Genomic DNA, 22422 nt, shown 5'->3' with positions numbered 1-22422 from the left:
CGAGGAGAAATTCCGCCTCGGCGCCAATCCGATCTCCCGGGGGCCCCGAAGACCCCGTGTAAGCCGCTCCACGGCGAACCACCCGCACCAGGGTGTCCCTGACGGACCGCGAAAGTGGTCCGAACGATTTCGGAGGAATGTCATGCTCACCAACAAGAAGCCTGTCGTCGCCGGTCTCGCCCTCGTTCTGGGTTCGGCCTTCGCCCTCACCGCCTGCTCGGGTGGCACCACCTCGGGCGGTTCCATGAGCGAAGAGACCAGCAGCGCCCCCTCGATGGCAGCGTCGCCCTCGGCCTCCTCGGGCTCGATGGACGCTGCGTCGGACCTCGTCGGCCCCGGTTGCGCCGACTACGCCGCCGCCGTCCCCTCGGGCGCCGGTTCGGTCGAAGGCATGGCCGCTGACCCGGTCGCGACCGCCGCCTCTAACAACCCGCTGCTGAAGACGCTCACCGCCGCCGTCAGCGGCCAGCTGAACCCCGACGTGAACCTGGTCGACACGCTCAACGGCGGCGAGTTCACCGTGTTCGCTCCGGTCGACGACGCGTTCGCCAAGATCCCCGCCGCGACCGTCGACGGCCTCAAGACCGACAGCGCCGCGCTGAGCAAGATCCTCACGTACCACGTGGTCGCCGGTCAGCTCAGCCCGTCCGAGATCGACGGCACCCACGCCACGGTCGAGGGCCAGGACGTCACCGTCTCGGGCTCGGGCGACAACCTCATGGTCAACGACGCCAAGGTGATCTGCGGTGGCGTGAAGACCGCCAACGCGACCGTTTACCTCATCGACACGGTGCTGATGCCCCCGGCGTAAGTCCTCGGGTGCGTGATCGTCACGCACCCGACCGGTCGATGATCGACCGGACCTGACGGCGAGAGCCGGACCCCAGGCGAGGGGGTCCGGCTCTCGCTCTTTTTCCGGCGTCAGTTGCCGTCCACCGCGCGCACGATCTCATCCTGAACGAGGCGTGCCGCGACGGGCCCGGCGTTGGTGAACCACGGGTCGTAGTCGACCGCGACGGCACGGCCGTCGGCGACGGCGCCGAGCGTCTTCCACAGCGGCGCGTCTTCGATGAACGCGGTCCCCTGACCGATGCCCGCGTAGAACACGTGGTCGGCGTCGGCCAGGTCGATCTGCTCGGCGCTGATGTCCTGCGACGTGTCATCGAACTGCTGCGAGGCGGGTCGTCCGAGCCCGAGGTCTTCGGCGATTCCCCCGGCGAACGAGGGCACCCCCATGATGCGCGTGCGGTCCCCGGTGGACTGCAGGAACGAGACCGTCGGCTCCCCCGCCGCGTGCGTCTCGGCGAACGCCGCACTGTCTGTCTGCAGTGAATCCAGGATGCCGCGCGCCTCTCCCTCTTGACCGAGGGCGTCGGCGATGAGCAGGAAGTCGCTCTTCCAGTTCACGCCGTTGCCTTTGGTGAGGACAGTGGGGGCGATCGCGGAGAGCGCGTCGTACAGCTCCGTGCCGCGAGTTGAGTTGATGAGGATCAGGTCGGGGTCGGCCTGGGCGATGGCCTCGAGGTCGGGCTCCGTCCGCTTGCCGATGTCGGCCATCGCGGCGAGCGGCGCGGCCTCTTCGGGGAAGGCATCCTGCAAGTACTGCGGGACGAGGCCCCTGTTCTCGGCGCGCGTCGCCGCGACCGGCACGGTTCCGAGCGCCAGGAGGGCGTCCAGTTGACCGGTCGAGACGACGGCGATCCGTGTGGGCTGCGCGGGGATCTGGGTGACACCCCCGAAGTGGGTCACCTCGCGGGGGAAGACCCCGTCGGCCTCACTCGAACCCATCCCGGGCTCGAGGTCGCGCGAGACCACCCAGTCGCCGCTGGCAGCAGCCTCGGCGTCGACGGTCGACGTCGGCGCACCGGCCCCAGCGCAGCCGCTGAGTGTGAGGACGAGGGCCGCCCCGAGGGCAAGGATCGCTCGTCTAGGACGATGACGGACGTGCGGAGACGAGAAACGAAAGAGGGTCACACGGTTAGGATAACCTTACCTCTGTGCTCGATTCGGCCGCTGCCACCTCGCCGGGGATCGCGGGGCAGCTGATTGCGCGTCGTCGAGCGGCGCGTTCTCGCGCGGTCGTGCTCACGCTCGCCGTGTCCGTGCTCCTCGCCGTGCTCGTCGTCGCGAGCCTCGCCGTCGGTTCGCGCGCCCTCGCGCCCGCCGACGTGCTTTCGGCCTTGTTCTCCGAGAGACGGGATGCCGTCGGCGTCATCGTCCATGAGCTCCGTGTGCCGCGCACCCTCACGGCGCTCCTCGCCGGAGCGTGCCTGGGGGTCGCCGGCGTCCTCATGCAGGCGCTCACCCGGAACCCGCTCGCCGACCCCGGGCTTCTCGGGGTGAACGCGGGCGCCGCGCTCGGCGTGGTCATCGCGATCGCCGCCTTCGGCGTCGGGACGGCGAGCGGTTACGTGTGGTTCGCCTTCGGCGGCGCCGGCGGAGCCGCCCTGCTCGTGAACGCCGCCGCGCGGCCCGATCGCCGAAACGACACCGTGGGGCTGATCCTCGCCGGGGTCGCGCTGAGCGCCTGCCTCAGCGCCATCGTCGGCATCATCACCCTCGCCGACGACGCCACGTTCGAGTCGTTCCGGTTCTGGGCCGTTGGCTCGTTCGAACGGAGGGATGCCGATGTCTCGGCGCAGCTGTGGCCGTTCGCGGTCGTCGGGATCGTGCTCGCCGCCCTCGTGGCGCGCGGCCTCGACCACCTGCAGCTCGGGAGTGATCTGGCCCGATCCCTCGGGGTCTCCCCTGCCCTCGTGACGATCGCCTCGGGCGCGGCGATCACCGTCCTCTGCGCGACCGCGACGTCGGCGGCGGGGCCGCTCGCGTTCATCGGCCTCCTCGTCGCCCACGCCGTCCGCGGTGCCGTCGGCGGCTCCGTGCCGGTGTCCCTGCCGCTCGCGGCGGTCACGGGTGCCGCCCTGACGCTCGCGAGCGACATCGTCGGACGCGTCATCGCCCTCCCCGGCGAGGTCGAGGCCGGCATCGTCGCCGCCTTCCTCGGCGCGCCGCTGCTGCTCTGGCTGATCCTGCGGAGGAGCCGATGAGCGCGCCCTCTCGAACCCGTCTATCGCGACGCGGACGCCCCCTCGCGGTCGCGGCGATCCTGATCGCTGTCGCTGTGGGCGCAGCCGCCGTTGGCCTCACGACGGGTTCGTTCGACGCGTCGCTCGGGGATGTCGCATCCGCTCTCACCGGAGACGCCGACGCCCGAACCACCGTCGTCGTCATGGGCATGCGGATGCCACGCCTCGTCGCCGCCCTTCTCATCGGGGCCGCGTTGGGAATGGCCGGCGCGGTCTTCCAGACACTCGCCCGAAACCCGATCGCGAGCCCCGACATCGTCGGCTTCACGGCCGGGTCGGCGACCGGGGCGCTCATCGGGCTGACCCTCATCTCTCCTCCCCCGTCTCCTGCCATCGGGGCGTGGACGGGAGGCCTGCTCACGGTCCTCGTGGTCATGGCCATCGCCCGCAGCGTCGGGATCTCGCGAGAGCGCACGATTCTCGCCGGCATCGCCCTGACGACCCTCCTGGCGGCTGTCAACGACTACCTCCTCACGCGCGCTCCGCTCGACGTCGCGCGCAACGCGACGCAGTGGCTCCACGGAAGTCTCGCCGCCACCTCCGCGAATGACGTCGTGCTGCTCCTCGCCTCACTGGGCGTGCTCGCCGCCGCGCTGGTCGCGCTCCGTCGCGACTATCGCGCCCTCGAGCTCGACGACGACACCGCGCGGTCGCTGGGCGTCCGCACCGGTCGCGCGCGCCTCGCGCTCGTGGTGGTCGCCGCGCTCCTGACCGGAACGGCGACAGCGGTCGCGGGCCCGATCGGTTTCGTCGCCCTCGCCGCACCGCAGCTGGCTCGTCGTGCAATGGGGCCGAGCGGCATCCCCCTCGTCGGATCCGCCCTCACGGGGGCCGTCGTGCTGATCGTGGCCGACGTCGTCGCCCAGCGGGCGCTCGCTCCCGTGCAGATCCCCGTGGGCCTGCTGACCGCGGCGGTGGGCGGCGCCTACCTGTTCTGGATCGTCGCCCGCTCCCGCCGGTGAGCACGGCACCCCCGTCGCGCCCGCTAGGCTGGGAGTGAGGGCCTGTAGCTCAGTTGGCAGAGCATCGGACTTTTAATCCGCGGGTCGAGGGTTCGAGCCCCTCCGGGCCCACCACGTCAGCGTTACTCGAAATATCGTCTTTGGCGATGTTTACGAGAGTCGCGACTTCCGACGATTTCCCACCGCCCCTGTTCGCAGGGGCGGTTTTGGTTTCTCCACTGCTGGTGGCATTCGCGTACTGCTCGTCGGCGGCGATGAGCACGTCGAACGGCTCGTTGAACTCCACGCCCGTCACCTCGTCTGCTTCGACGTAGATGCGCGAGAACACCGCCTGATTCAGCATTCGTCGCTGTTCGTCCGTGGCACCTGCGTAAAGGTCGCCGGGGCGCTCCAGTATCGAGAGTGCGGCATCGATGTACTCCAGGACCGCAGTCAGCTTCTTCTCCGTGTTCTCAAGCCGAGCCGTCATAGCTGCTCGGCTCTTCGCGATGCCATTCATCCGCCGCTGCACGACGTCGCGGGGGAGCGTTCCGTCCGCGGCCAGATCGACCAGGTTCTCCTGCTGCTGGTCGAGCTTCCGAAGGTTCTCAGTTAGGTGCGTGTGCAACGAACGGGCGGCAGCTTGGTCACCTTCGATCGTGCGGCGAAGTCCTCGACGAGCCCCTTCAAGGAATTCGTTATTCAGGGTGAGCCGGTACCAGTACCGCTCGATCGCCTCTTCCACCCGTTCGATCTGCATGTAGGGCGAGTCACACAGATGCTCCTGGCGGAGTCGACAGAAGAAGTAGTCGTAGCGACCGCCGCGCCCACTCGCGCTGTTGATGATTATTCGACCGTGCGTACCGTCGCGGTCGTAGCAGCGTCCGCAATAGAGGGTGCTCTTGAGGTAGTGGTGATGCACGCGTTGCCGCTCCCCCGTTGACAGCATCGCCACGACCTCCTGGACTCGAGCAAAGAGCTCGCCGTCCACGAGCGCTTCGTGTCGTCCTGGGTAGATCTGGTCTTTGAATCGAGTCAGGCCGAGGTAGTACGGGTCTTGAAGAAGCCGGAGCAATTGGTTGTCCGAGAGCTGCTGCGATGGCCAGCGTCCCGAAGCGCGCGTCTTCAGCCCACGAAGGAACAGCTCGTCCCCGAGTTCGGGGATGCTGTATTTGCCAGTTGCGTAGAGTTCGAACGCGAGCTTGACGAGGTGAGCGCGGTCCGGATCAAAGTCGACGGCGCGGACCTCCCGATCCTCGATGCGTACGCCGACGTTGATGTAGCCGAGCGGCGCCATGAAGACGGTGCCGCCCTTCTTGGCCTTCTCCCCCAACTTGTACGCGATATCTGCACCGTCCTCGGCGGACCGGTACTGATTGAAGGCCGACAGGATGCCCTGCATCAGCTGGCCCACGGGGGTGCCATCGATGCTCTCCGTTGCCGAAACCAGAGTGACGCCGCGGCGCTGCAGCTCAGCCATAGTGAAGGCTTCGTCGTAACGGTTGCGGTGGAGCCGCGAGAGCTTGTAGACGATGACGTAGTCGACGTCGCGTTGCCTCTTGATGCGTTCGAGCATCTCCTGAAACTTCGGACGCCCGGATGCGTTCGTTCCCGAGCGACCGGGCTCGACGTACTCTTCTACGACCTCCAGTCCCATCTGCTCAACCTTGCGCTCACACGCTTGCCGCTGAGCAGGGAGCGAGATCCCTTCCGGGTCGTAGTCCGTTGCGACCTGCTTCTTGCTGCTCACGCGCAGGTAGAGCACCGCCCGACGGCCGCGTAGCTCGTGAGATGTGGCACCGCCGATCACCTCGGATTTTCGCTGAGCGCGTCGCAGTTGCGGGGCCGACGTGAACTGAGTCACGTCGAGTTCTGAAGTCATCTTGTTGCTTGATGATGTGCTCACGATTACCTCCTTTCTGTCCGCTTGTTGGGCAGACGTGGCTCCTTGATTTACGCTCACTTCACCTCTTGAGTCGAGATGTTTTGCGTTGTGGTTTTGTCATCGTTGACCTGGGGAAAACTCGGGCCGCTACTTGTGGAAGACGTGCCACCATCCGTCGAGGTGGACGACGTCGTACGTGTCGAGGATCTGCTTGTCGATCGCGGCGTGGTTCCAGGTGAGATGGTCATCCGGGATGCCCTGCTCGCTCATCACCTTCTCCAGCGCTTGCAGCCAGCCGAGCCCTTCGAGCACGTCGTGACGGAACTGGGCGAAGTACTCCCAGGCGTCGGCGTAGCCTTCGTGGAACCGGTCGATGATCTCCGGGTCGGCCAGGTTGGTGTCGGCGAGCAGCAGGAACGCGGCGAAAGCGGCACCGTTCTGCTTCACCCCCTGGAGGATGCGCAGCGCGTCGTCGGGGTCACGAAGGACGGACAGCGACCGCTCCACCGATGCCGCTGACTCGGGGCCGAAGGGGGCGTTGCCGTTGGAGTAGGACGGTTCGCGTTCAGGTGGGCGCGGTAGTTCGGGGGTCATGGGGTCCTCCTTTCGTGAGCGTCTGTTGCGGGTGCGTTGGAGCAGTCGGGGTCTTCTAGGACGTCCAGCAGCTCGTCCGAGGTGGTGCACGCGAAAAGCCGGTTGTCGAGGTCCGGGGCGGCGTGGATGGCAGCACGGAGGCGGGCTGTGCGGGCGGCTGTGGGGAGAACCCAGAGCACACGCGGGAACACGCCGTGTTCGGCTTGGGCGCGGCCGGTGGCCTTGTAGGCGGCGTAGGTGCGGCACTTGGCGAGGAGCACGGGGATACTCTCGGTGCCGAGGTCGATCTCGAGGTACCAGTGGTCGTCGTAGTCCGGGGTGGTGAGGTGGATGTAGAGGTCGGGTTTGAGGATCCCGGCCGTGCCCGCGCGCGTGAGGAACGACCGCCAAGTGTCGGGCTCGAGGTCAACTCGCTCGACCTGGAACGCCCCGGTGCGGGCATGCTGCATCAGGGCGACGTGCGTGTCGGTGACTGCCAAGGTGTGGCCGAGGAAGGGTGTGGAGACGGCGGCGAAGCGTCGTCTGCGGGCGCCTTCGGGTCGGGTGAGGCGTTCGCCGGCGGCGTCGAGGTACCAGATGGTGGCCGCAGAGCCTCGGGTTGTGCCGCCGACGCGTCGTTCGAGTCGGGCGATGAGCCGGTTGTGCATGAGTCGGTGCAGGACACGGATGCAGGCGCGGGTACCAGCGGTGAGGGTGGCGTGATCGGCGAAGAACACGTCGCGCAGGTGCATGGTGGTGGCGTACCGGTGCCGGTTGAGGAGGATCAGGATCTCTTCGTCGCGGACAGATAGCTCGTTACGCAGGAGGAGCAGCCGGGACGGTCCGGCACCTGTGCGGGGCAGGCGCATCGTCATGGGCGTCCCCTCTCTGGTTGTGAGCGGCGTGGGCGGCGTCTGGCGAGTTCGCGGGCGGCCTGCAACTCCGCCAGGGGCGGAGTAGTCCGCTCCCAACTGAGGCCAGGAGTAGCGGAAACACGCGGGAAAGCGGGCGTGGAAGTTTCAGCGATCGGACGGTCGAGCGGACGAGCGACCGGACACCGTTCTCCTCTTCTCCGATGGTCGAGTTGGGTGGTCATGGGCGGGCCTTTCGGCGTCGTCCGATGGGCTCGACGTCACCCTCGTCACCCGCTGCATCACCCTCGAGGGTGATGCGCACGTCACCCTGTTCCGAGGCCGGAGCGAGGGTAGCGGTCGCGGTTGGGTTGTGCCCCGAGACCTGGGATCCGTAGCGGAGGCGGCTTTCGGCGAGGACGGCGTCGGGGTCGGAGAGGGTGACGGGCGGCGGCAGTGTGATTGCAGAAAACCAGCCGGACTGCACCCCACCCGACATCAGGTCGACGTAGACGTGGTACGGCGGCAGCTTCATGACGTCCTCCGGCGTAAGCACGGAGTACTTCGTCACTGCCGCGGCATCGACGGGGTCTGCCTGGAATTGGATCTTGTTCCGGGCGTTCGCGGCGATACCGGCGAGCAGACTCGCGGGCATCTGCGCGCGGTGCTGATGGGCCAGGTGCCAGGCGACATTCATTGACCGGGACTGCTCCAGCGCTTCACCGAGGTCCGACTCGTGCTTCACGAACATCTGCGCCTCGTCGAGGTAGATCGAGACGGGGCGGCGCCGCTCCTTCGGCACGCCTGCCCGGGCAAGGGTGAGCTGCCAGAGCTGACTCACGAGCAGCGATCCGACCAGCTCGGCGGCGACGGGTCCGAGCAGGCCGCGGTTGAGGGGAACGACGAGGATGCGGGGCTTATCGAACAGGTCGCGGAGGTCGAAGCGCGGCGCAGCCTGATCCAGCACGGCGCGGATGGAGGGGCGGAGCAGGAACTGGCGGAGCCGGGTGAGGACGGGGCCGATCATGGCCGAGCGAGCCCCAGGGCTCATGGCGTCATACTGCGCCCAGAACTCGATCAGCGACGGGTCGGTGACGTTGTTCGTGAAGCTGCGCCGGTAGGGGTCGTCGGTGAGCAGGCGCGGCAGGTCCGCCAGCGTCGAGCCCTCTCGTCCGGCGAGGGTGAGAAGTGAGGCATGGACGGCGTCGCTGGTGCGCGGCCCGAAGGCAGACGGGAAGAGACTGCGGAAGACGGCGAGGAGCCGGTCAGCGATGAGGGGCGCTTGGTCACCCGCTCCGGCGAAGGGGTTTAGGCCGACTGGGTCGGGGCTGATCGGGTCGAGGACGATGACGTCGCCCGCGCGGAACTCCGGGATGACGGTGAGCACGTCCATGGCGAGGTCGCGTTTGGCGTCGATGACGACGACACTGCGCCCGGCCGCAATGTCAGCGGCGATCAGGTTCAGCAGCACCGTACTCTTGCCGACGCCGTTGGGTCCCATGACGTGGCTGTGGCGGACGGCGTCTTTCATCGAGATGCCCACCGGCAAGCTCGGGCCGGGAGCGCTGGTGCGCGCGAACACCCGCTCCCTGCTCGGCTTGTACCCCGCAGGCGGGGCGATCTGGCGGGGGTAGATCGGCGGCATACCCGGAAGCGCGGTGTCGCCGGTGGGCCAACCGACGAGGCAGAGCGCTTCGGCGGCAGTGAGGCGCAGCGGCTTCTTCGCCGGGATGACGGCGTCGTCGACGAGTTCGGGGCGGTCGGAGACGAGGTCGATCCGAGTCGAGCCGGTTTGGAGTTGGCGGAGTGCGGCGAGGACGGCGTGGACAAGAAGGCGTCGGCGGACCGGGCTCGCGGCGGTGACACCGATGCGGATGGTGGCGCGAAACCGGTATTGGGCGAGCTTGTCGCGCAGGTCCGCCCGGATCTCCAGTGGCGCGGGACGGGTGCCCTTCGTGATGAGGTCCAACAGGCTGAGATTCGGATCCGGCATCGAGGCCGGCAGTGGCTGGGGTGGGACGCTGGCACCGAGAATGACCTGCAGCACCAACACGTCCCCCTTCCCCACCGCCCCGGACAAGGCGGCGTACAGGGCACGGAGAGCAGCGCCGGTGGTGTCGAGGCTGAGGCCGAGGTTGCGCTGACGGATGCGCACGCGCCCGGCCCGCTCCACAGGCACCCGGTCGCCGTCAAGGTCGGTGACGGCGACTCCGGGAAGGAGACGCCGCAGGCCGCTGCTGATGCCAGAGAGCGTGGTGCGGTGCCCGCCCATCAGGTGACGAATAGTGCCGCCCTCGGCGCGGGCTTCGAACACGACCGGCCCACGGGCTTCATCGGCAGCGAGGGTCTCCAGGAACCCGAGGGCCGTGGTCGCGTCGAAGGGGCGCGGCCAATGCAGCTGACGCCAAGAGTCAGTCATCGGCGTCTCCGTCGAGCTCATCGTCCATCGACGGGATGTCGCCGACATTGATCTTGGTGGACGTCGTCGCCGTGTTGTCCGTCGCGTCGGTGACGTTGGCGCGGCGCTTGGCTTCTTCCATAGCGGCGTGCTCGAGGAGGGCACGGGCCAGCTTGTCGTAGTCCGGGTGCTCACGGCGTTCGCCGCGGACGCGGATGCGGTACTCGCGGCGCGGACGTCCCCGACCACGCCTCGAGGAGGATGAGCGGCTCATCGGCGGGCCTCCTTCACCAGCGGTCGCGGCGTGCGCGCAGCCACCACACCAGCCCGCCCAGAAGCAGGACGACGGCGAGGATGACGAGCAGCCACACCCAGACCTGCTGGATGAGCCAGACGGCTCCGGAGAGCAGCAGGGCGACGAGGAAGACGGTCCAGGCGAAGGCCTTCGCGGCCTCCAGCGGGCCACGGTCGGAAGAGGACATGGAGCACTCCATTCAGATGGTCGAGGAGGCGGGTGAGGATTGGGGCGAGACGGCTAGGCATCGGCGGCCTCCTCGTCGATGACGACGGTGCTGCCGGAGCTCTTGGCCTTCTTGATGTCGCTGGGCACGGGGTAGCCCGGGATCGAGATCGTTGCGGTCACCTGGTTGCCCCAGACGTCCCAGCCCGGCATCGGACGTCGGGCGAAGAGCTCCAGGTAGGGGCCGGGGCTGAGGCGCTGGATCATGACGTGGCACTCCTCCGGCTTGTGGGAGTGGTCCTGACGGGGCAGCATCGTGAACGAGCGCTGGCCGCGGAACTTGACCGGCAGCTTCCCCTTCACGCCGAGCAGCAGCGTCTCGTGGGCGTGACGGAAGTACTGGCCGAGGCCCATCTGGTCCTTACCCCAGACGAACTCGTCCTTGAACTCGAACCCCCAGCCGCGCATGATGTCTTCGGCGATGTAGCGGGTGGCTGGGTAGCACCAGAGGTAGAGGTGGGCGTTGTCGGCGGCGAGGTCGCCGACCGGCATCGCCTTGATGCGCTCCAGCGTCATCAAGGGGTACTTCGATGCCGCGCCGTACTTCCCCTGCTGGCCGGTCGGCCAGGGCGGGTCGACGAGGATCGTCTTGTACTGGGCGGGGCCGTCCGGGGTCCCCCCGGCGATGCCGTCGGTGTCCGTCGACGCGGGCGTGGTGTTGGTGGTGTGCATGAGAATGTGCTCCTTCCCGCAGCGGTCTTTACCCGCTGAGAATGACGGCCGAGTATGAGGGGCCGTGCGGGGCTGCCCCCTGGTTATGCGCTCTCAGCTGCGTTTCAGCAACCGTCCGATCGCGCCAGGCGGGAGCCACCTCGACGGCCTGTCAGAGGTGGGGGTGTGGATAACCGTGAGCGTGTTGCACAAAGCACACGCCCTCATCCACAGGAAGAGAACGCCGCCCGCGCCGTAGGTCGGCGCGGGCGGCGAGGAGGAAGGTCGGGGCAGTGCAATCCACGCACACGTTTGTGATGTCGCCGCCCCGGCCGGCCTTGGGGATCTACTCCTTCGGCACCTCGCCGCGCGCCAGGAACGACTCGCGGATGAGGGCCTTGCGGGCCTCCAGCGCGTCGCCGTTCAAGGCGACCGCGAGCTGGAGGATCGTCTGACGGAGCTCGGCCTGAGTACGGTCGAGCTCCGCCTCGATACGGGCGCGCTTACGATCCTGACGGCGACGGAACCAGTCCTCCACGGGGCCGAGGACGCCACGCTCGATCACGACAGCCACTGCGCACGCCCCAAGGACAATGGCAAGCCAGACGCCGAACAAGGCCAGGAGGGACACGGCGTCACCAACGCGTCAGCTTCGCGGCGGCACCCATCGCGTAGGCGTCCACGATGTGCTTGTAGCGAGCCTCGCCGAGCGGGGCGACCTGGATCAGGTGCTGCTCCAGCGACGTCAGCGCGCCGACGTTCTGCAGCATCGTGTGCGCGATGAAACCTCGGGCCTGCTCGTGCACCTCCGCCACGATCGCCTGACCCTGCACACGCTCCACCTCGCGGCTCGTCTGACGCTGCGCACCAGCGCCCATCTGAGCCAACCCGGTGGAGCTGAACGCACCGCCCAGCGGTGCCAACTCCTTCTTCGTCTCGAACATGAGACGACTCCTTTCGTCTGACCTGGTCCTAAGACCAGGGCCACCGAAGTGGTGACGAAGGTGAGCTTAAAAGCACCACTGACCTGGGCTAAAGCATAAGCGTGATAACACCCAGTGCTACTCTGAGGGCATGGCAGACGGGCGGTACCCGGACGACTCGATGCCGTTCGCGCCCGAGATCCCGGAACGGTGGCGAGAGTTCACCGACCGCCGCGAGGCGCTGTTGGTCAACTACGGCTACAACACCGCCCGGGCGTACTGGGCCGACCTCCAGGACTGGTTCGAGTGGGCTGTGGAGCGCGACAAGGACGTAATGGCGCTTACGGAGAAGGACAAGAAGCAGTACGTGGCGCTGCTACGGCGGCGAGGGTATAGCGAGAGCACAATACGGAGACGAACCGTATCTTTAAAGCTATTAGAGCGGAGGTCCTGACGGTATCCGTAGCCAACTGGGAAAGCCCACCCGACGTGTCGGCGGACACGGCCCAAGAGCACGGCGAACCGACAAGACGCTCCGCCGCGCAGCCGTCACGGCGGTCTGGCCAACCTTGGGTACGGTCGCGGACGGCGAAGCCGCGGAGCCCATACGTGAACGCGCATCGTCTCAAAATCGCGCCGACGAGGTACGGGTCCAGGAGTGGCGGGATGGCGAGAACAGAAAATTTCGGCGAATCGACCAGCACAAGGCAATAGCGGGATGAATGGTCACGCCTTCATCCGTTGTTCTTTCTAGGGCTTCCCAGGGTTTGTCCGAGGCCTCACAATAGAAGCATAAGCAGGAGAATCAGAATGGATAGCGCGCCAAAGTTGACCAGTGAACAAGAACGGGAGATCGAGCATATTCGAGCCGCAAAGGAGCTCAAAGAGCACCTGGCCGATTTGGGAGTGCCGGAACCTGCGCAGGAATCATTCCTGCGACAGATGGCTGCGGAGGCGCTGGCCCTAGCGGCAACTCAACGCGGCATCAGCACAAAGACGCGGTGATCCCTCCCCTGCAGAGTCGCGTATCCAACATCGCGACGGGACGACACGATAGCTATCGTGTCGGCAATTCGCGTGCCTGCGAGACTCCTGAAACTCGCTAATTCATCGTTTCCAACCTCACCTCGGTATCTCTCGATTATCGTCCGCGAGCGACTGCGAACTAATAACCCTCTGATGTTGAGGGTCTCCCATGCGCGTATGTACGCAGTTTCGGCGGAAACGTCAAAACGGTCAGGCATAGAAGCAATCGCCACTGCAAGTCGCTTCGGCGAGCCCGCTACCTCTCGCCTGAGTATTGAAATGTGACGAGTTGGCATCAGCAATGAGGTTGCGAACCTGTCGCACCAGCGTTCAACTTCGTCCACTTCGCTTGGGACCCTCTTCCCGGCGGGCTCCAGGGCTCTGGCCGAAGTCGAATGACTCTTGCCAATAACCCAGTGGCCAAATTCATGCGCCAGCGTGAATCGGCGACGCCTAACAGAATCACCCTGCCTCAATAGGATTTCCGCTCTAGAGTCGTCTAGCACTACCAGGTATCCGGCTCCGTCGATATCATCGACTGAAATCCGCAAGCCAGGCCAAAGCCTAGCAATACGAGTCAGGTCTACCGGGACGTGCGAGATCTCTGCTCTATCCAGCACCATGCCTGCTGCGGCTTCCGCGCCAGCGTTCCATGCGAAGCGACGCAAGTCACCAAGGAATTCGTTCATGGCCGAGTTTCATCGGTCGTCGCTAAGGCCAAGCTCGATACCAAACCGCTCCAGAAGGCGCATGATGAGCCGTTTCTTGTCCTTCGTTGAATATTGCCCCCATCGCGCGGCTATATCATCACTGGCCGCAGACTCGAACAGCGAGTTTACAAACGAAAGGTACAAGCCCTCAATGTTCGGTTCAATCAACTCGGCAGCACTTACGTTAAGCAGCACGGCAATTTCCCGCAATTGAATCACGCTCAGGTTGGACTGGCTGTCTGTTGATTCTTCCCAGTGCTGAACCATCGACTCAGCAATCGCGTTCACGGACGCGTCACCGGGCAGACTTTGCGAACTTAAGGCGAGTTCCGCGCGCGTCAAGCCCGCGGCCTCACGCGCTTGTCTGATTCGTTCTCCGATTACATTTACCCGATGACGGGAGAATTGCAGATGGCGTTGAACAAGTAGCGGCCGGAGTACGTCAAGTTGGCGAGAAAGTTCATCTCGCAGATGTTCCGGGTCCGTGTACTCAATCTTGACCACCAACCCCGGAATTCCGGTGACCATTCGACTTACACGTTTAGTGGACGGCGCAATGATAATGATCGGGACCATCGCATTGTGGGCAAAGTCGAGTTCCTGACCCGCACCGAAGCTTGCATGATGACTAAGCACTATCAATAGGTCCGAGGCTACGACCTTATCTCGGTCAAGCCGAAAAACGTCATGAGCCGAGATGTCAGGATTATGGACAGGGTCAGTGAACAGCCGCGGCTGATAAAGAGATATATCTCGCTCGCCGCAAATCATCGAGATTCGGTCAGATAGCAGCGAGATGTGCTCGTACTGCTCATCATTCAAACCGGTCAATGCGCACGCTAGATAGGCGTCCAGCGCAACCCCATGAGAGGCTGGAGCGATTGACCGCAGGGTCGTTGCTACGGTTTCGTCCGCGACTGGATGACCTTGGACGAGATCCAGATTTAGATCAGAGGGTTTTGCGTTGAGCTTCTTCTCGGGCGGGCTGATCAGGTCAAAGTGCTGACTCATCGCCAGATCAGCATCTTCAGGGTCAATCATCCTATACTCCTTAAAGGTAATCGATAGACGTTATCTGAACCGCAGAAATATCTCGAACCGCAATCTGAACGTGTGAAAGCGAGAAAATTTCCGATTCGGGATGGAGAGGGTCACCTTCCGCGAAGGCGGCACGTACAGACTTAAATGGAGTACCGGCCGCTTCCATGACTTCCGCCACAAAGTTTATGACGTATCGATCTTTGCCATGGAATAGACCGCGCTGTCGCAACGCGGGCAACTTCAACTCTCCACGCGTGGCGAGGATCTTGTCAGCGTGTCGCTGCAGGAAAGCGAACCAAGGCTCTTGAGTCAAGTCGAGGCAGTCATCGAGGCTTACGTCGACCGTGATCACGGCCGCGCCGCCCTCAAAGTGATCCTTAGCCCAGCGGGCTGCACGAGGATAGTTGTCCTGCCAGAAGTACGCACCGTCCCCCAGCCAGTCCCACTGATTGGCCGACACCCTGAACCCCGAACTCGCGATTGCGGACGCAGCAGCTGCACTGGTGCCATGGTGGGCAATTACCATGTCTCCCCCAACCATGTTCGGGACGACCAACGTCACGTGTGAGGTAAAGCTACAGATTTTGCATACGCGATGCATAGTCGAGGTCTGGTCGCCCCCGCCTCGGTAGCCGGGGCGAAGCACGGAGAGTCGCTGCGAAATCGTCGCGAAGAACTCCAGCCTCGCCGCCGACCCCGCTTGCCGTTCAATGCTGAGCGATGCTCTTCGTGCTCAGATCGTGCGCGAGTCATGACGCTATTCAGGAGGCACGCCCGCCTTGAGGGGGCCTCAGCCAAGGGCAAGTGCTATCGCTCCTCGAGCGTCCGTCGGCGAGTTCGATAGAAGGCGGTGCAGTTCAGCTATCTGTCGTGGACTGCATGTTTACGTCTGAGAGAAGCGCACAGGCGTCACATGTGCCTATCTGAGCACTCGAAGACCACGGCCGGGTCATAGCCGTCACTGCGGAGGGCGCGCAGCTCCACCACGCTGCGCTGGGCGCTCTGATGGAGCACAGCACCACCGTGTCAGTGACTGCGCAAGCGAGGCACTAGCGGCAGAAGTCGCTGAATCGGCTCGTCGAGCACTTGACACAACATGAGTACGGTCGCGAGCCGCGGATTGGTAGCCGCCCCGCCCTTCGTGACGGCACCCCGCTCGTACTGCTGATACGCGTACAGCGAGATCCCCGCTCGTTCGGCGACGGCCTCCTGCGTCAGCCCCAGCGCGTCGCGCCTGCGCCGCAGGTTCATCCCGAGCTCCTGCGCGAACTCGGCCCATTCGGGCGTGCTCGCGGGGTTGGTACTCACTACTCAACCCTGAAACCAAGAAGAGTTGGCTGTAACCAATAGAAATTGGTAATCTCCGGACGTACCCTGCCTGCCGTCCTAGACAGGCGCTCGCCGGCCACCCGTCCGGCGTTCATCCGCACACTCTGGGGGCCCTGCCATGACCCGATCTGCCCACTCGTCCGCGCCTCCACCGCGCCGCGCAGCCCGCGCGACGCAGCGCGTCCGCACACGTATTCACCGCTCCGTCATCGCGGGCGCCGTGGCGCTCCTCGTCGGAGGCTCAGGCGTCTTCGCCGTCGCCGCGCGCCTACGCGAGTAGCGGTGTCGACATCACAGCAGCACCGTCGCCGAGTACGAGCGAAGTCCCGGTCGAGACATCGGCTCCTTCACCCATCACCTCGCCCGATACCGCTGAGGTCGCCGTCCCTGAAGTCGCGGCGGCCATCGACGCCCCTGAGGCGCAGGAGGAGTCGACGAGCGGCACCGCCGGCACTGAGGCCGAAGTCACGCCCGCGCTTGACGCTTCTGCGGACACCACCGCGGCGATCGCGGACGGCCAAGCGCTCGCCCGCGTCGAGAACGGCGAGATCTGGGCCGGTGACGGGTACTTCCGGACGTCCTTCGACTACATCCTCAACGAAGGAGTCGAGAGCACGGAAGTCATCGTGAAGGTGTGGAAGGGCGTCTTCCAGTACGAAGAGGAAGTGGCGTCGGACTCCACCGGAGTCTTCAGGAAGTCGGGCCGGTACGACCACACATTCAACCTGCCCGCAGGTGAATACACCTTCGCCGCGCTCATCTACCACCAAGGCGAAGACGCACCGCGCTTCGACCGCGCGTACGACGTGACAGTCACTGAGAGCGCGAGCAAGCCGGAGCTGAAGGTCACCAACTTCACAACCAATCCGAACCGTCTCGGCTGCGTTCCTCATATGTCAATCGAGTTCAGCTATGAGCCGGACGCCCCTATGGAGGACTGGACCAACCCCGAATCCAGCCGCCTCGTCGTTCTGGTTCTCAACGATGCTGGCGACGTTGTTGACCAGACCGTCGTCGAGCGGGCTGCCCGAGGTGGCACCTCGGACACGTACTTCCTCGCACCGGGGCACTACACGCTCCACTTTGTGTCGCCCTTGACTGGCGGTGGCACCACCGTCGTGCGGGAAGAATCGTTCGAGATTCTCGATCGGACCATCGTCGTACCGACGCCCCAGCAGGTGGGGAACACTGTGGTGGTTCCACCGGCACCGGACGGGGCCGAGTACTTCAACGTCACCACCGGCGAGACGGTGACCGGCACACTCGATCTTGCCGACACCGGCAAGCTCACCTTGGATGCGCGCAGCCTCAACGGTTGCGCGTTGAAGTACGACGGACCATGGACGTACCTCCCGAACGAGGACACCTTCGTCATCCTGACGAGCGGTCCCAACCAGACCGTCCACAGCGACGGCGAGGTGACGATCACCTTCAACTACGACCTGCGTCCTGACACGGAGCGGGAGGGAATCGCCGCTCTGCTCGATGTCTACATCGAGGACGCTGCAGGAGAGCGCACAGTGGTTGGCAAGCAACTCATCGGAGTCGACGGTCCGGCAACGTTCGACCACTCGGTCACATTGAAGCCGGGTACCTACACCCGGTACATCACGAGTACGTACCTGCGGCACTGCGACTGCATGCCCATCAAGGACATCGTCGCGCCCTACACGTTCACGGTGCCCGAGCAGGTCACGCCGACCTGGCCCATCCAGGAAGGCAACATCATCAAGGTGGTGCCGCAGCCAGGCGTCATCTTCACCGACAAGGACGGCAACGCCCTGACCGGCGACGTGCCCGTCCCCGAGGACGGTCTCACCGTGATCCGTACGCCCGAGCAGGGCTACGCGTTCCCGGAGGGTACCGATACCGAGAAGACGTACGAATACGTGCCGCCGGTGCCACAGCCGACTGAAGTCACGCCTGCGTTCCCCGAGCAGGAGCCGGGCAGCAACGTGATCACGTTCACTCCCCAGCAGGGTGTGATCTTCACGGACGCCGACGGCAACGTCATCGACGGCTCGTTCACGGTAACCGAGGGCAACACGACGATCACGGCCACCCCTGCAGAGGGCTACACCTTCCCTTCTGACGCGTCGACGGAGCAAACCTACGTCTACTACGCGGTCACGCCCACGCCCACTCCGCAGCCGACCTCGTCTCCGAGCCCGACGGCCACCGTCACGCCGACGCCTCAGCCCTCGGCATCCGCATCGACCGGAACGGGCCCTGGCTCGAACGGTACCGGGAACTCCGGTTCGAAGTCCCCGAGCGGCAGCACGCTGGCTACTACGGGTAGCGACGTCAGCGGGATCACCGCCGGTGTCGCCGTCCTGCTCCTGCTGGCCGGGACGGGCACGCTCATGGCCCGCGCCGCACGCAGGCGCTCGTAGACCTCTCGTGCCAGGACGCCCCCACTTCCCTTTTGAGGTGGGGGCGTCCTCCATATCTGCGCGCTGGCGCTATAAGAACGGATAGCGCGCAGTATGCCAGCTTCACTCCCGAGAGAAAGAACTTGGGCTCGATCGGACGGGTCAATGCGTGTGCAGCTAACAGTGTCCGTCTTAGCGGTATAGCGTTCCCGACATGGCAATTCGACGCGTTACTCAAATGGTGGACGATCTCGACGGCACCGTCCTCGACACCGGAGAGGGCAAGCAGATTACCTTCTCGGTCGAGGGACGTGCATACGAAATCGACCTCTCCGAAGAAAACGCCGACAAGTTCTACAAGGCACTCGCCCCATTCGTGGGTGTCGCCCGCCCCGCCGGATCCGCCGCTGCTCCGCGCGCAGGTCGCCGTGCCACACGGACCAAGACCGACGTGGACCTTGCAGCCGTCCGGCAGTGGGCTCGCGAGAACGGGCACACCGTGAGCGACCGCGGCCGCGTGCCTGCGACCATCGTCGACGCGTACAAGAGTGCGAACGCGTAGACCCCAGCGCCGATAGCTCGCACCATTCAGAAGAGGCTCGCCCATTCGGGCGAGCCTCTTCTGAATAACGTCGGCGGCTGCTTTGAACTGCGGACATTCCTCGGAACGAATGCCCGCGCACGCCAGCTGACGGCTTACGTGGCTGTCCTCCGTCTCCGTCGTCGGGCGCGAGGGAGTGCCGACTCGATCTGTCGGGGGCCGCGACCGAGTTCTCGTAGTCGTGGTCGACCTTCACGCGGCTCGATGTTCATATGCCGCCACCGCCGACGGATATCGACGACCTTCGTCCCCGCCGGTGCGGGCCCAGCTCCGCGGAGGGAGAACACCGGTACGGCGCAGTCCAGGTTGAGCGTCGCCGCTTCACCTGACGGGTCTTCGGCTTTCCCCGTCACCAGCACGGCACCAGAAGCCGGAAGGCTCAGAGCGAGCTCAAGTTGCCACGGCCCCCAGGAGAGCGTCAGGGCGTGGTCGTGGCCCACATATGCCGGAAGCGGCCTGATGGCAATCCAAACGAGACCGTCGTACCGCGCCGGCCACTTATGAGCGTGGTGGGTACGGGCGACACCGTGCGCCTCGTGCCACGGATCCCAGATCGCCCCATAGAGCGAACGCATCGCCAGGGACACCCAGCCAGCCGCACCGTACAACTCGTCCAGGTGGTCGGCGTACGCGAGCTTGGGCCGCGACGTTCCCGCCTCGTAGCGCTGAAGCTGCGAGCGAGACAGGACGATGCCCGCCGGATTCGCGTGCTGCTGGTGCTCCACCGCCCGCAGGCTGATGTCTCGGAGCTGCCGCAACCCCGCCCCGAACTGCGCCCACGTCGACGGGATCGACGCGAGAGGGTTCGGGTTATCGCTCATGGGTGTCTCACCTTGTCCCAACCTGACTGAGAGGCTCGATTCTCCCGGAAGATGACGGAACCCGACAGCTCGATGCGCACCAATCCCGTGTCGTCAGACATCTCGACACCCGCTGCTCAGCGCGGGTATGCCTGATCGTCACCGCACCCATCCCGGGAGTCCTGAGCCCAACCCTCCCCGGAACAGAAAGGCCACAAATGACCCCGTCTGCCCCGGACGCCTCTCCCGAGTGCCCCGTGTGGTGCGCGGGCCACGAAGACGAACAGGAGCCCACACCGGCGCGGTGGCACCGCAGCGACGGCATCGTCGTGAGCGTGACCGAACGACGCCGCGCACCCCTCGGCGGTGACCCGGCACCGCTCTTCGCCGACGATTTCGTCGTAGCGATCGAGCAGGACGCCCAAGCCACCTACCTCTACATCGGGTCGCTTGAGGACGGGCGTCGGTTCTTCGCGGTCACCTTGGACAGCGCACAGCGACTCCAGGCGGTGATCTCCGCCATTCTGTGCGCCGCAAAGTAGACCACTTCGGATTGTCGGGGACTGCCTCGCCCGAAAACACAACCACTCCGTCGAAGTTTGCAATCTCTCGGTGATGTAAACCAATTGTGATCGCGCAAATCGGCGGACATTCCGAGTGCGCGAGGCAAGCTGTCAGGCACTACACAAAGATTTAGCCCAATGTAACTGGTGTAGGGTCATTGTCTCGAAGCGCTTTCAAACCAACCCTTAAGGTTCAGGTTCAACGTGACCTTACGCAGCATAGTCAGAATGACCCCCAGGAGAAAACCTGGGGGTCATTCTGTTGCCAGATGCTTACTGAACTGTATTGCCTGCCGAATCGACGACGAGATTTACCCTTGTCTGAACCAGGGCATTGCTGACGAGGCTGAATGCGGAATGACCATTCACTTTCCCGTAGTGGATCCCATTGGCGGTCCTCCCCATAAACCACGGCCCCCCGGAATCACCCCCAGTCGTCACGTGACCCGTGACCCGACATAGCCCGCCGACTGTATACTGCTGATTGTTGTCCGGGACGGTGGTGGTCGCTGAAAGACCACACTGTGCAACAGTATTGCATTTGTAGTCGGTTTGCTTACCATATCCGCATATGCCTGAGCCCACCGAAGGAACCGCATAAGAATCGAACACACGCATCGATTGATTGCCGGCCACGAAGGTGAGCCCACTGAGGCCGTATTTGCTGTGATTCCACCTGAAGTCACCTCCGCCCGGTCCGGAGGCGGTGGAGATCGAGTACGCATATGGCGCAAAGAACGCATCCGACGTTCCGTCATACGAACCCGTTCCAGGGCAGTGTGCCGCCGTGAAGATTCCGAGTTCGTTTCCGCCCTTGCGTTTCACCGGGAACGCTCCTGTGCAGACGCCGCCGAGAGGTCGAGCACCATGAAACAGCTCGGGCTCGGCCGGGGAAAAATCATCGGTCGCATGCAACTCGACGGCTATTTCTTCCGGCAGGAATTTACGTGCCGTAGTTGAAAGAATTTCTTCGACCTTTTCCTGGCTTCCCGCGGGAAGCTCAACAACTACTTTCGCTTCCTGCGGCTCCGGGTATGTAACAAGGTTAATCTCTCCGCCCGTCGCTACAAAAAGTTGATCCATCGTGTCGGACGCAGCTTGATAAAGGGTCTTCTCTGATACGGATGCGCCACCCTCTACTACGACGTTCTTGATGCTGGAAAAGTAGCCCGCAATCTCGTCAGGTGGGTTGCCGACAAACCAAACGCGACCAGCGGCCTGTGATGCATACACAAGTGAGCCGCCGAAAGAATCCGGATAGTCGGCGCGGATTTTATCGACGGCAAGGTTGAACTCCTCGGTCCATGAAGGTTGACCGCTCTTCGCTGACTGCTGGTCAATCTCCGCTACCGCGTCGTTCGCGTCCTGGGCCGCCGTAGTCACCTTCGAATTCGTCGGCTCGGCGGAAGTGGCAGACGCTGCACCACCCAAGAACATAATCGTTCCGACCGCGATGACGAGCGTCAACCCGAGAGTTAAATGATTCGACAACGAGTCCCTCCGCATGATTCCCCCTATTCCTGTGATTCCAGCCACCACGGTGGTGGCCTGCGTCAAGCACCTGAAGCTAGCCTCACAATCTCGCGGTCCTCATCGTCGAACAGGATGAGGGTGGTGCCGGAGATCTTCGCCGATTTGGACAATGAGAGGAGCGGCTCATCGCCAGGACAGCTTCGTTCCGTACTGCTGTCGAGCTCCAACGTCGCCGCGGACTCGCCCGCTGCCCAGGCGCCGTAAATCGTGTTACATCCGTCGAATCCAAGAGCGCTTCGATCGTCCTTTAGCTCTAGCCGCACATTCGGATCGTCGTCCATCATCCAAACCCCGACATAAGTCGACGGATCCGCCTGATCTGACGTTGGAGAAGGCTCTATACCGTCGCCCGAACAACCCGCGAAAGTCAGGGCGAGAGCCGCACCTGCTGAAGCAGTCAAGAGACGGACTCCGATTAGGGATGATCGCAACACGTCGACTCCTGGTCGTGTCAGCAATAATGGCAACTGTAAACATTGCAGATCCATAGGTCAAGATCTGAAGGGGTGTTTGCAATGCGAGATCCGTGCCCTAGAGCTTCGCAAATTGTGTTGTGTCCGTCCTCACAGGCTCGTACATTGGGGGGACGATCGCCACCGTACAAGTAGCCCAGAATCAC

Annotated in this window: 23 protein-coding genes, 1 tRNA gene and 1 pseudogene; 8 read left to right on the top strand and 17 right to left on the bottom strand. The window is 64.4% G+C overall.

Annotated features, from left to right (window positions below; translation table 11 throughout):
• Positions 1-142 precede the first annotated feature (142 nt).
• Positions 143-811 carry a fasciclin domain-containing protein gene (locus QE388_RS12205; RefSeq protein ID WP_307385608.1) on the top strand — a complete coding sequence of 223 codons (669 nt, stop codon included), beginning with the start codon at positions 143-145 and terminating at the stop codon, positions 809-811.
• 110 nt (positions 812-921) lie between these two features.
• On the opposite strand, the gene QE388_RS12200 is transcribed toward QE388_RS12205, so the two are convergent.
• Complete coding sequence (locus QE388_RS12200; RefSeq protein WP_307385607.1) at positions 922-1974, bottom strand: iron-siderophore ABC transporter substrate-binding protein; 1053 nt, start codon at positions 1972-1974, stop codon at positions 922-924.
• A gap of 23 nt (positions 1975-1997) precedes the next feature.
• Between QE388_RS12200 and QE388_RS12195 the strand changes: the two genes are divergently transcribed.
• The 3 genes from QE388_RS12195 to QE388_RS12185 all read left to right on the top strand — a co-directional run bounded on the left by QE388_RS12195 (position 1998) and on the right by QE388_RS12185 (position 4162).
• Entirely contained in the window at positions 1998-3047 is a 1050-nt protein-coding gene (locus QE388_RS12195; RefSeq protein ID WP_307385606.1) for an iron ABC transporter permease, read from the top strand.
• Entirely contained in the window at positions 3044-4048 is a 1005-nt protein-coding gene (locus QE388_RS12190; RefSeq protein WP_307385605.1) for an iron chelate uptake ABC transporter family permease subunit, read from the top strand. The genes QE388_RS12195 and QE388_RS12190 overlap by 4 nt, the downstream gene beginning before the upstream one ends.
• A gap of 38 nt (positions 4049-4086) precedes the next feature.
• Positions 4087-4162: transfer RNA gene (locus tag QE388_RS12185), tRNA-Lys, on the top strand.
• 880 nt (positions 4163-5042) lie between these two features.
• On the opposite strand, the pseudogene QE388_RS18580 reads toward QE388_RS12185, so the two are convergent.
• From QE388_RS18580 to QE388_RS12140, 9 genes and pseudogenes are all read right to left on the bottom strand, one after another.
• Positions 5043-5909: pseudogene (locus QE388_RS18580) on the bottom strand (recombinase family protein); the annotation flags it as partial.
• Between the two features lie 150 nt (positions 5910-6059).
• Positions 6060-6506, bottom strand: a complete 447-nt coding sequence (locus tag QE388_RS12175; protein WP_307385603.1) for a hypothetical protein — start codon at positions 6504-6506, stop codon at positions 6060-6062.
• Positions 6503-7360: a replication-relaxation family protein gene (locus tag QE388_RS12170; protein ID WP_307385602.1), complete on the bottom strand. Its 858-nt coding sequence runs from the start codon at positions 7358-7360 to the stop codon at positions 6503-6505. The genes QE388_RS12175 and QE388_RS12170 overlap by 4 nt, the downstream gene beginning before the upstream one ends.
• 217 nt (positions 7361-7577) lie before the next feature.
• A complete protein-coding gene (locus QE388_RS12165) occupies positions 7578-9755 on the bottom strand; it encodes a type IV secretory system conjugative DNA transfer family protein (protein ID WP_307385601.1) in 2178 nt (725 codons plus the stop codon).
• The gene (locus QE388_RS12160; RefSeq protein ID WP_307385600.1) at positions 9748-10008 is read right to left on the bottom strand and encodes a hypothetical protein; all 261 of its coding nucleotides are present in this window, start codon (positions 10006-10008) and stop codon (positions 9748-9750) included. Before QE388_RS12160 ends, QE388_RS12165 begins: the two co-directional genes overlap by 8 nt.
• 13 nt (positions 10009-10021) lie before the next feature.
• The gene (locus QE388_RS12155; protein WP_307385599.1) at positions 10022-10216 is read right to left on the bottom strand and encodes a hypothetical protein; all 195 of its coding nucleotides are present in this window, start codon (positions 10214-10216) and stop codon (positions 10022-10024) included.
• Positions 10217-10269: 53 nt separating this feature from the next.
• Positions 10270-10926, bottom strand: a complete 657-nt coding sequence (locus QE388_RS12150) for an MT-A70 family methyltransferase (RefSeq protein ID WP_307385598.1) — start codon at positions 10924-10926, stop codon at positions 10270-10272.
• Positions 10927-11251: 325 nt separating this feature from the next.
• Positions 11252-11479 carry a hypothetical protein gene (locus QE388_RS12145; protein ID WP_307385597.1) on the bottom strand — a complete coding sequence of 76 codons (228 nt, stop codon included), beginning with the start codon at positions 11477-11479 and terminating at the stop codon, positions 11252-11254.
• Between the two features lie 61 nt (positions 11480-11540).
• Complete coding sequence (locus tag QE388_RS12140; protein ID WP_307385595.1) at positions 11541-11849, bottom strand: hypothetical protein; 309 nt, start codon at positions 11847-11849, stop codon at positions 11541-11543.
• Positions 11850-11979: 130 nt separating this feature from the next.
• Here QE388_RS12140 and QE388_RS12135 point away from each other — a divergent pair, with 130 nt between their 5' ends.
• On the top strand, positions 11980-12282 hold the full coding sequence (locus tag QE388_RS12135; RefSeq protein WP_307385593.1) for a site-specific integrase: 303 nt from the start codon (positions 11980-11982) through the stop codon (positions 12280-12282).
• A gap of 520 nt (positions 12283-12802) precedes the next feature.
• On the opposite strand, the gene QE388_RS18575 is transcribed toward QE388_RS12135, so the two are convergent.
• The 4 genes from QE388_RS18575 to QE388_RS12120 form a co-directional block, all read right to left on the bottom strand.
• Positions 12803-13477, bottom strand: coding sequence for an ImmA/IrrE family metallo-endopeptidase (locus QE388_RS18575; RefSeq protein ID WP_373426645.1), 675 nt, complete (start codon positions 13475-13477; stop codon positions 12803-12805).
• Positions 13478-13552: 75 nt separating this feature from the next.
• Positions 13553-14605: a hypothetical protein gene (locus QE388_RS12130; protein ID WP_307385591.1), complete on the bottom strand. Its 1053-nt coding sequence runs from the start codon at positions 14603-14605 to the stop codon at positions 13553-13555.
• Between the two features lie 10 nt (positions 14606-14615).
• Positions 14616-15167 (bottom strand): hypothetical protein, encoded by a 552-nt coding sequence (locus QE388_RS12125; protein WP_307385589.1) that lies wholly within the window; start codon positions 15165-15167, stop codon positions 14616-14618.
• Positions 15168-15631: 464 nt separating this feature from the next.
• The gene (locus QE388_RS12120; RefSeq protein WP_307385587.1) at positions 15632-15913 is read right to left on the bottom strand and encodes a helix-turn-helix domain-containing protein; all 282 of its coding nucleotides are present in this window, start codon (positions 15911-15913) and stop codon (positions 15632-15634) included.
• Between the two features lie 647 nt (positions 15914-16560).
• Between QE388_RS12120 and QE388_RS12115 the strand changes: the two genes are divergently transcribed.
• Entirely contained in the window at positions 16561-18327 is a 1767-nt protein-coding gene (locus QE388_RS12115) for a hypothetical protein (RefSeq protein ID WP_307385586.1), read from the top strand.
• 193 nt (positions 18328-18520) lie between these two features.
• A complete protein-coding gene (locus QE388_RS12110) occupies positions 18521-18868 on the top strand; it encodes an Lsr2 family protein (protein WP_307385584.1) in 348 nt (115 codons plus the stop codon).
• Between the two features lie 134 nt (positions 18869-19002).
• Here the strand turns inward: QE388_RS12110 and QE388_RS12105 are convergent, their stop codons facing one another.
• On the bottom strand, positions 19003-19728 hold the full coding sequence (locus QE388_RS12105) for a hypothetical protein (protein ID WP_307385582.1): 726 nt from the start codon (positions 19726-19728) through the stop codon (positions 19003-19005).
• Positions 19729-19925: 197 nt separating this feature from the next.
• Here QE388_RS12105 and QE388_RS12100 point away from each other — a divergent pair, with 197 nt between their 5' ends.
• Positions 19926-20249: a hypothetical protein gene (locus QE388_RS12100; RefSeq protein ID WP_307385580.1), complete on the top strand. Its 324-nt coding sequence runs from the start codon at positions 19926-19928 to the stop codon at positions 20247-20249.
• A 294-nt stretch (positions 20250-20543) separates the two neighbouring features.
• On the opposite strand, the gene QE388_RS12095 is transcribed toward QE388_RS12100, so the two are convergent.
• Together QE388_RS12095 and QE388_RS12090 are read right to left on the bottom strand one after the other, a co-directional pair.
• A complete protein-coding gene (locus QE388_RS12095; RefSeq protein ID WP_307385578.1) occupies positions 20544-21737 on the bottom strand; it encodes a hypothetical protein in 1194 nt (397 codons plus the stop codon).
• An 86-nt stretch (positions 21738-21823) separates the two neighbouring features.
• Positions 21824-22084 (bottom strand): META domain-containing protein, encoded by a 261-nt coding sequence (locus tag QE388_RS12090; protein WP_307385576.1) that lies wholly within the window; start codon positions 22082-22084, stop codon positions 21824-21826.
• Positions 22085-22422 lie beyond the last annotated feature (338 nt).

The sequence above is a fragment of the Microbacterium sp. SORGH_AS_0969 genome (assembly GCF_030818255.1).
Taxonomy (GTDB): Bacteria; Actinomycetota; Actinomycetes; order Actinomycetales; family Microbacteriaceae; genus Microbacterium.
This window is presented reverse-complemented; position numbering and strand designations above follow the sequence as displayed.

Coding starts and splice junctions, on each gene's coding strand:
- QE388_RS12150 (WP_307385598.1), bottom strand. CDS start 10,926: ATGCACACCACCAACACCACGCCCGCGTCGACGGACACCGACGGCATC.
- QE388_RS12135 (WP_307385593.1), top strand. CDS start 11,980: ATGGCAGACGGGCGGTACCCGGACGACTCGATGCCGTTCGCGCCCGAG.
- QE388_RS12205 (WP_307385608.1), top strand. CDS start 143: ATGCTCACCAACAAGAAGCCTGTCGTCGCCGGTCTCGCCCTCGTTCTG.
- QE388_RS18575 (WP_373426645.1), bottom strand. CDS start 13,477: ATGGTGCTGGATAGAGCAGAGATCTCGCACGTCCCGGTAGACCTGACT.
- QE388_RS12100 (WP_307385580.1), top strand. CDS start 19,926: ATGACCCCGTCTGCCCCGGACGCCTCTCCCGAGTGCCCCGTGTGGTGC.
- QE388_RS12190 (WP_307385605.1), top strand. CDS start 3,044: ATGAGCGCGCCCTCTCGAACCCGTCTATCGCGACGCGGACGCCCCCTC.
- QE388_RS12160 (WP_307385600.1), bottom strand. CDS start 10,008: ATGAGCCGCTCATCCTCCTCGAGGCGTGGTCGGGGACGTCCGCGCCGC.
- QE388_RS12155 (WP_307385599.1), bottom strand. CDS start 10,216: ATGTCCTCTTCCGACCGTGGCCCGCTGGAGGCCGCGAAGGCCTTCGCC.
- QE388_RS12105 (WP_307385582.1), bottom strand. CDS start 19,728: ATGAGCGATAACCCGAACCCTCTCGCGTCGATCCCGTCGACGTGGGCG.
- QE388_RS12175 (WP_307385603.1), bottom strand. CDS start 6,506: ATGACCCCCGAACTACCGCGCCCACCTGAACGCGAACCGTCCTACTCC.
- QE388_RS12165 (WP_307385601.1), bottom strand. CDS start 9,755: ATGACTGACTCTTGGCGTCAGCTGCATTGGCCGCGCCCCTTCGACGCG.
- QE388_RS12130 (WP_307385591.1), bottom strand. CDS start 14,605: ATGATTGACCCTGAAGATGCTGATCTGGCGATGAGTCAGCACTTTGAC.
- QE388_RS12140 (WP_307385595.1), bottom strand. CDS start 11,849: ATGTTCGAGACGAAGAAGGAGTTGGCACCGCTGGGCGGTGCGTTCAGC.
- QE388_RS12170 (WP_307385602.1), bottom strand. CDS start 7,360: ATGACGATGCGCCTGCCCCGCACAGGTGCCGGACCGTCCCGGCTGCTC.
- QE388_RS12110 (WP_307385584.1), top strand. CDS start 18,521: ATGGCAATTCGACGCGTTACTCAAATGGTGGACGATCTCGACGGCACC.
- QE388_RS12090 (WP_307385576.1), bottom strand. CDS start 22,084: ATGGACGACGATCCGAATGTGCGGCTAGAGCTAAAGGACGATCGAAGC.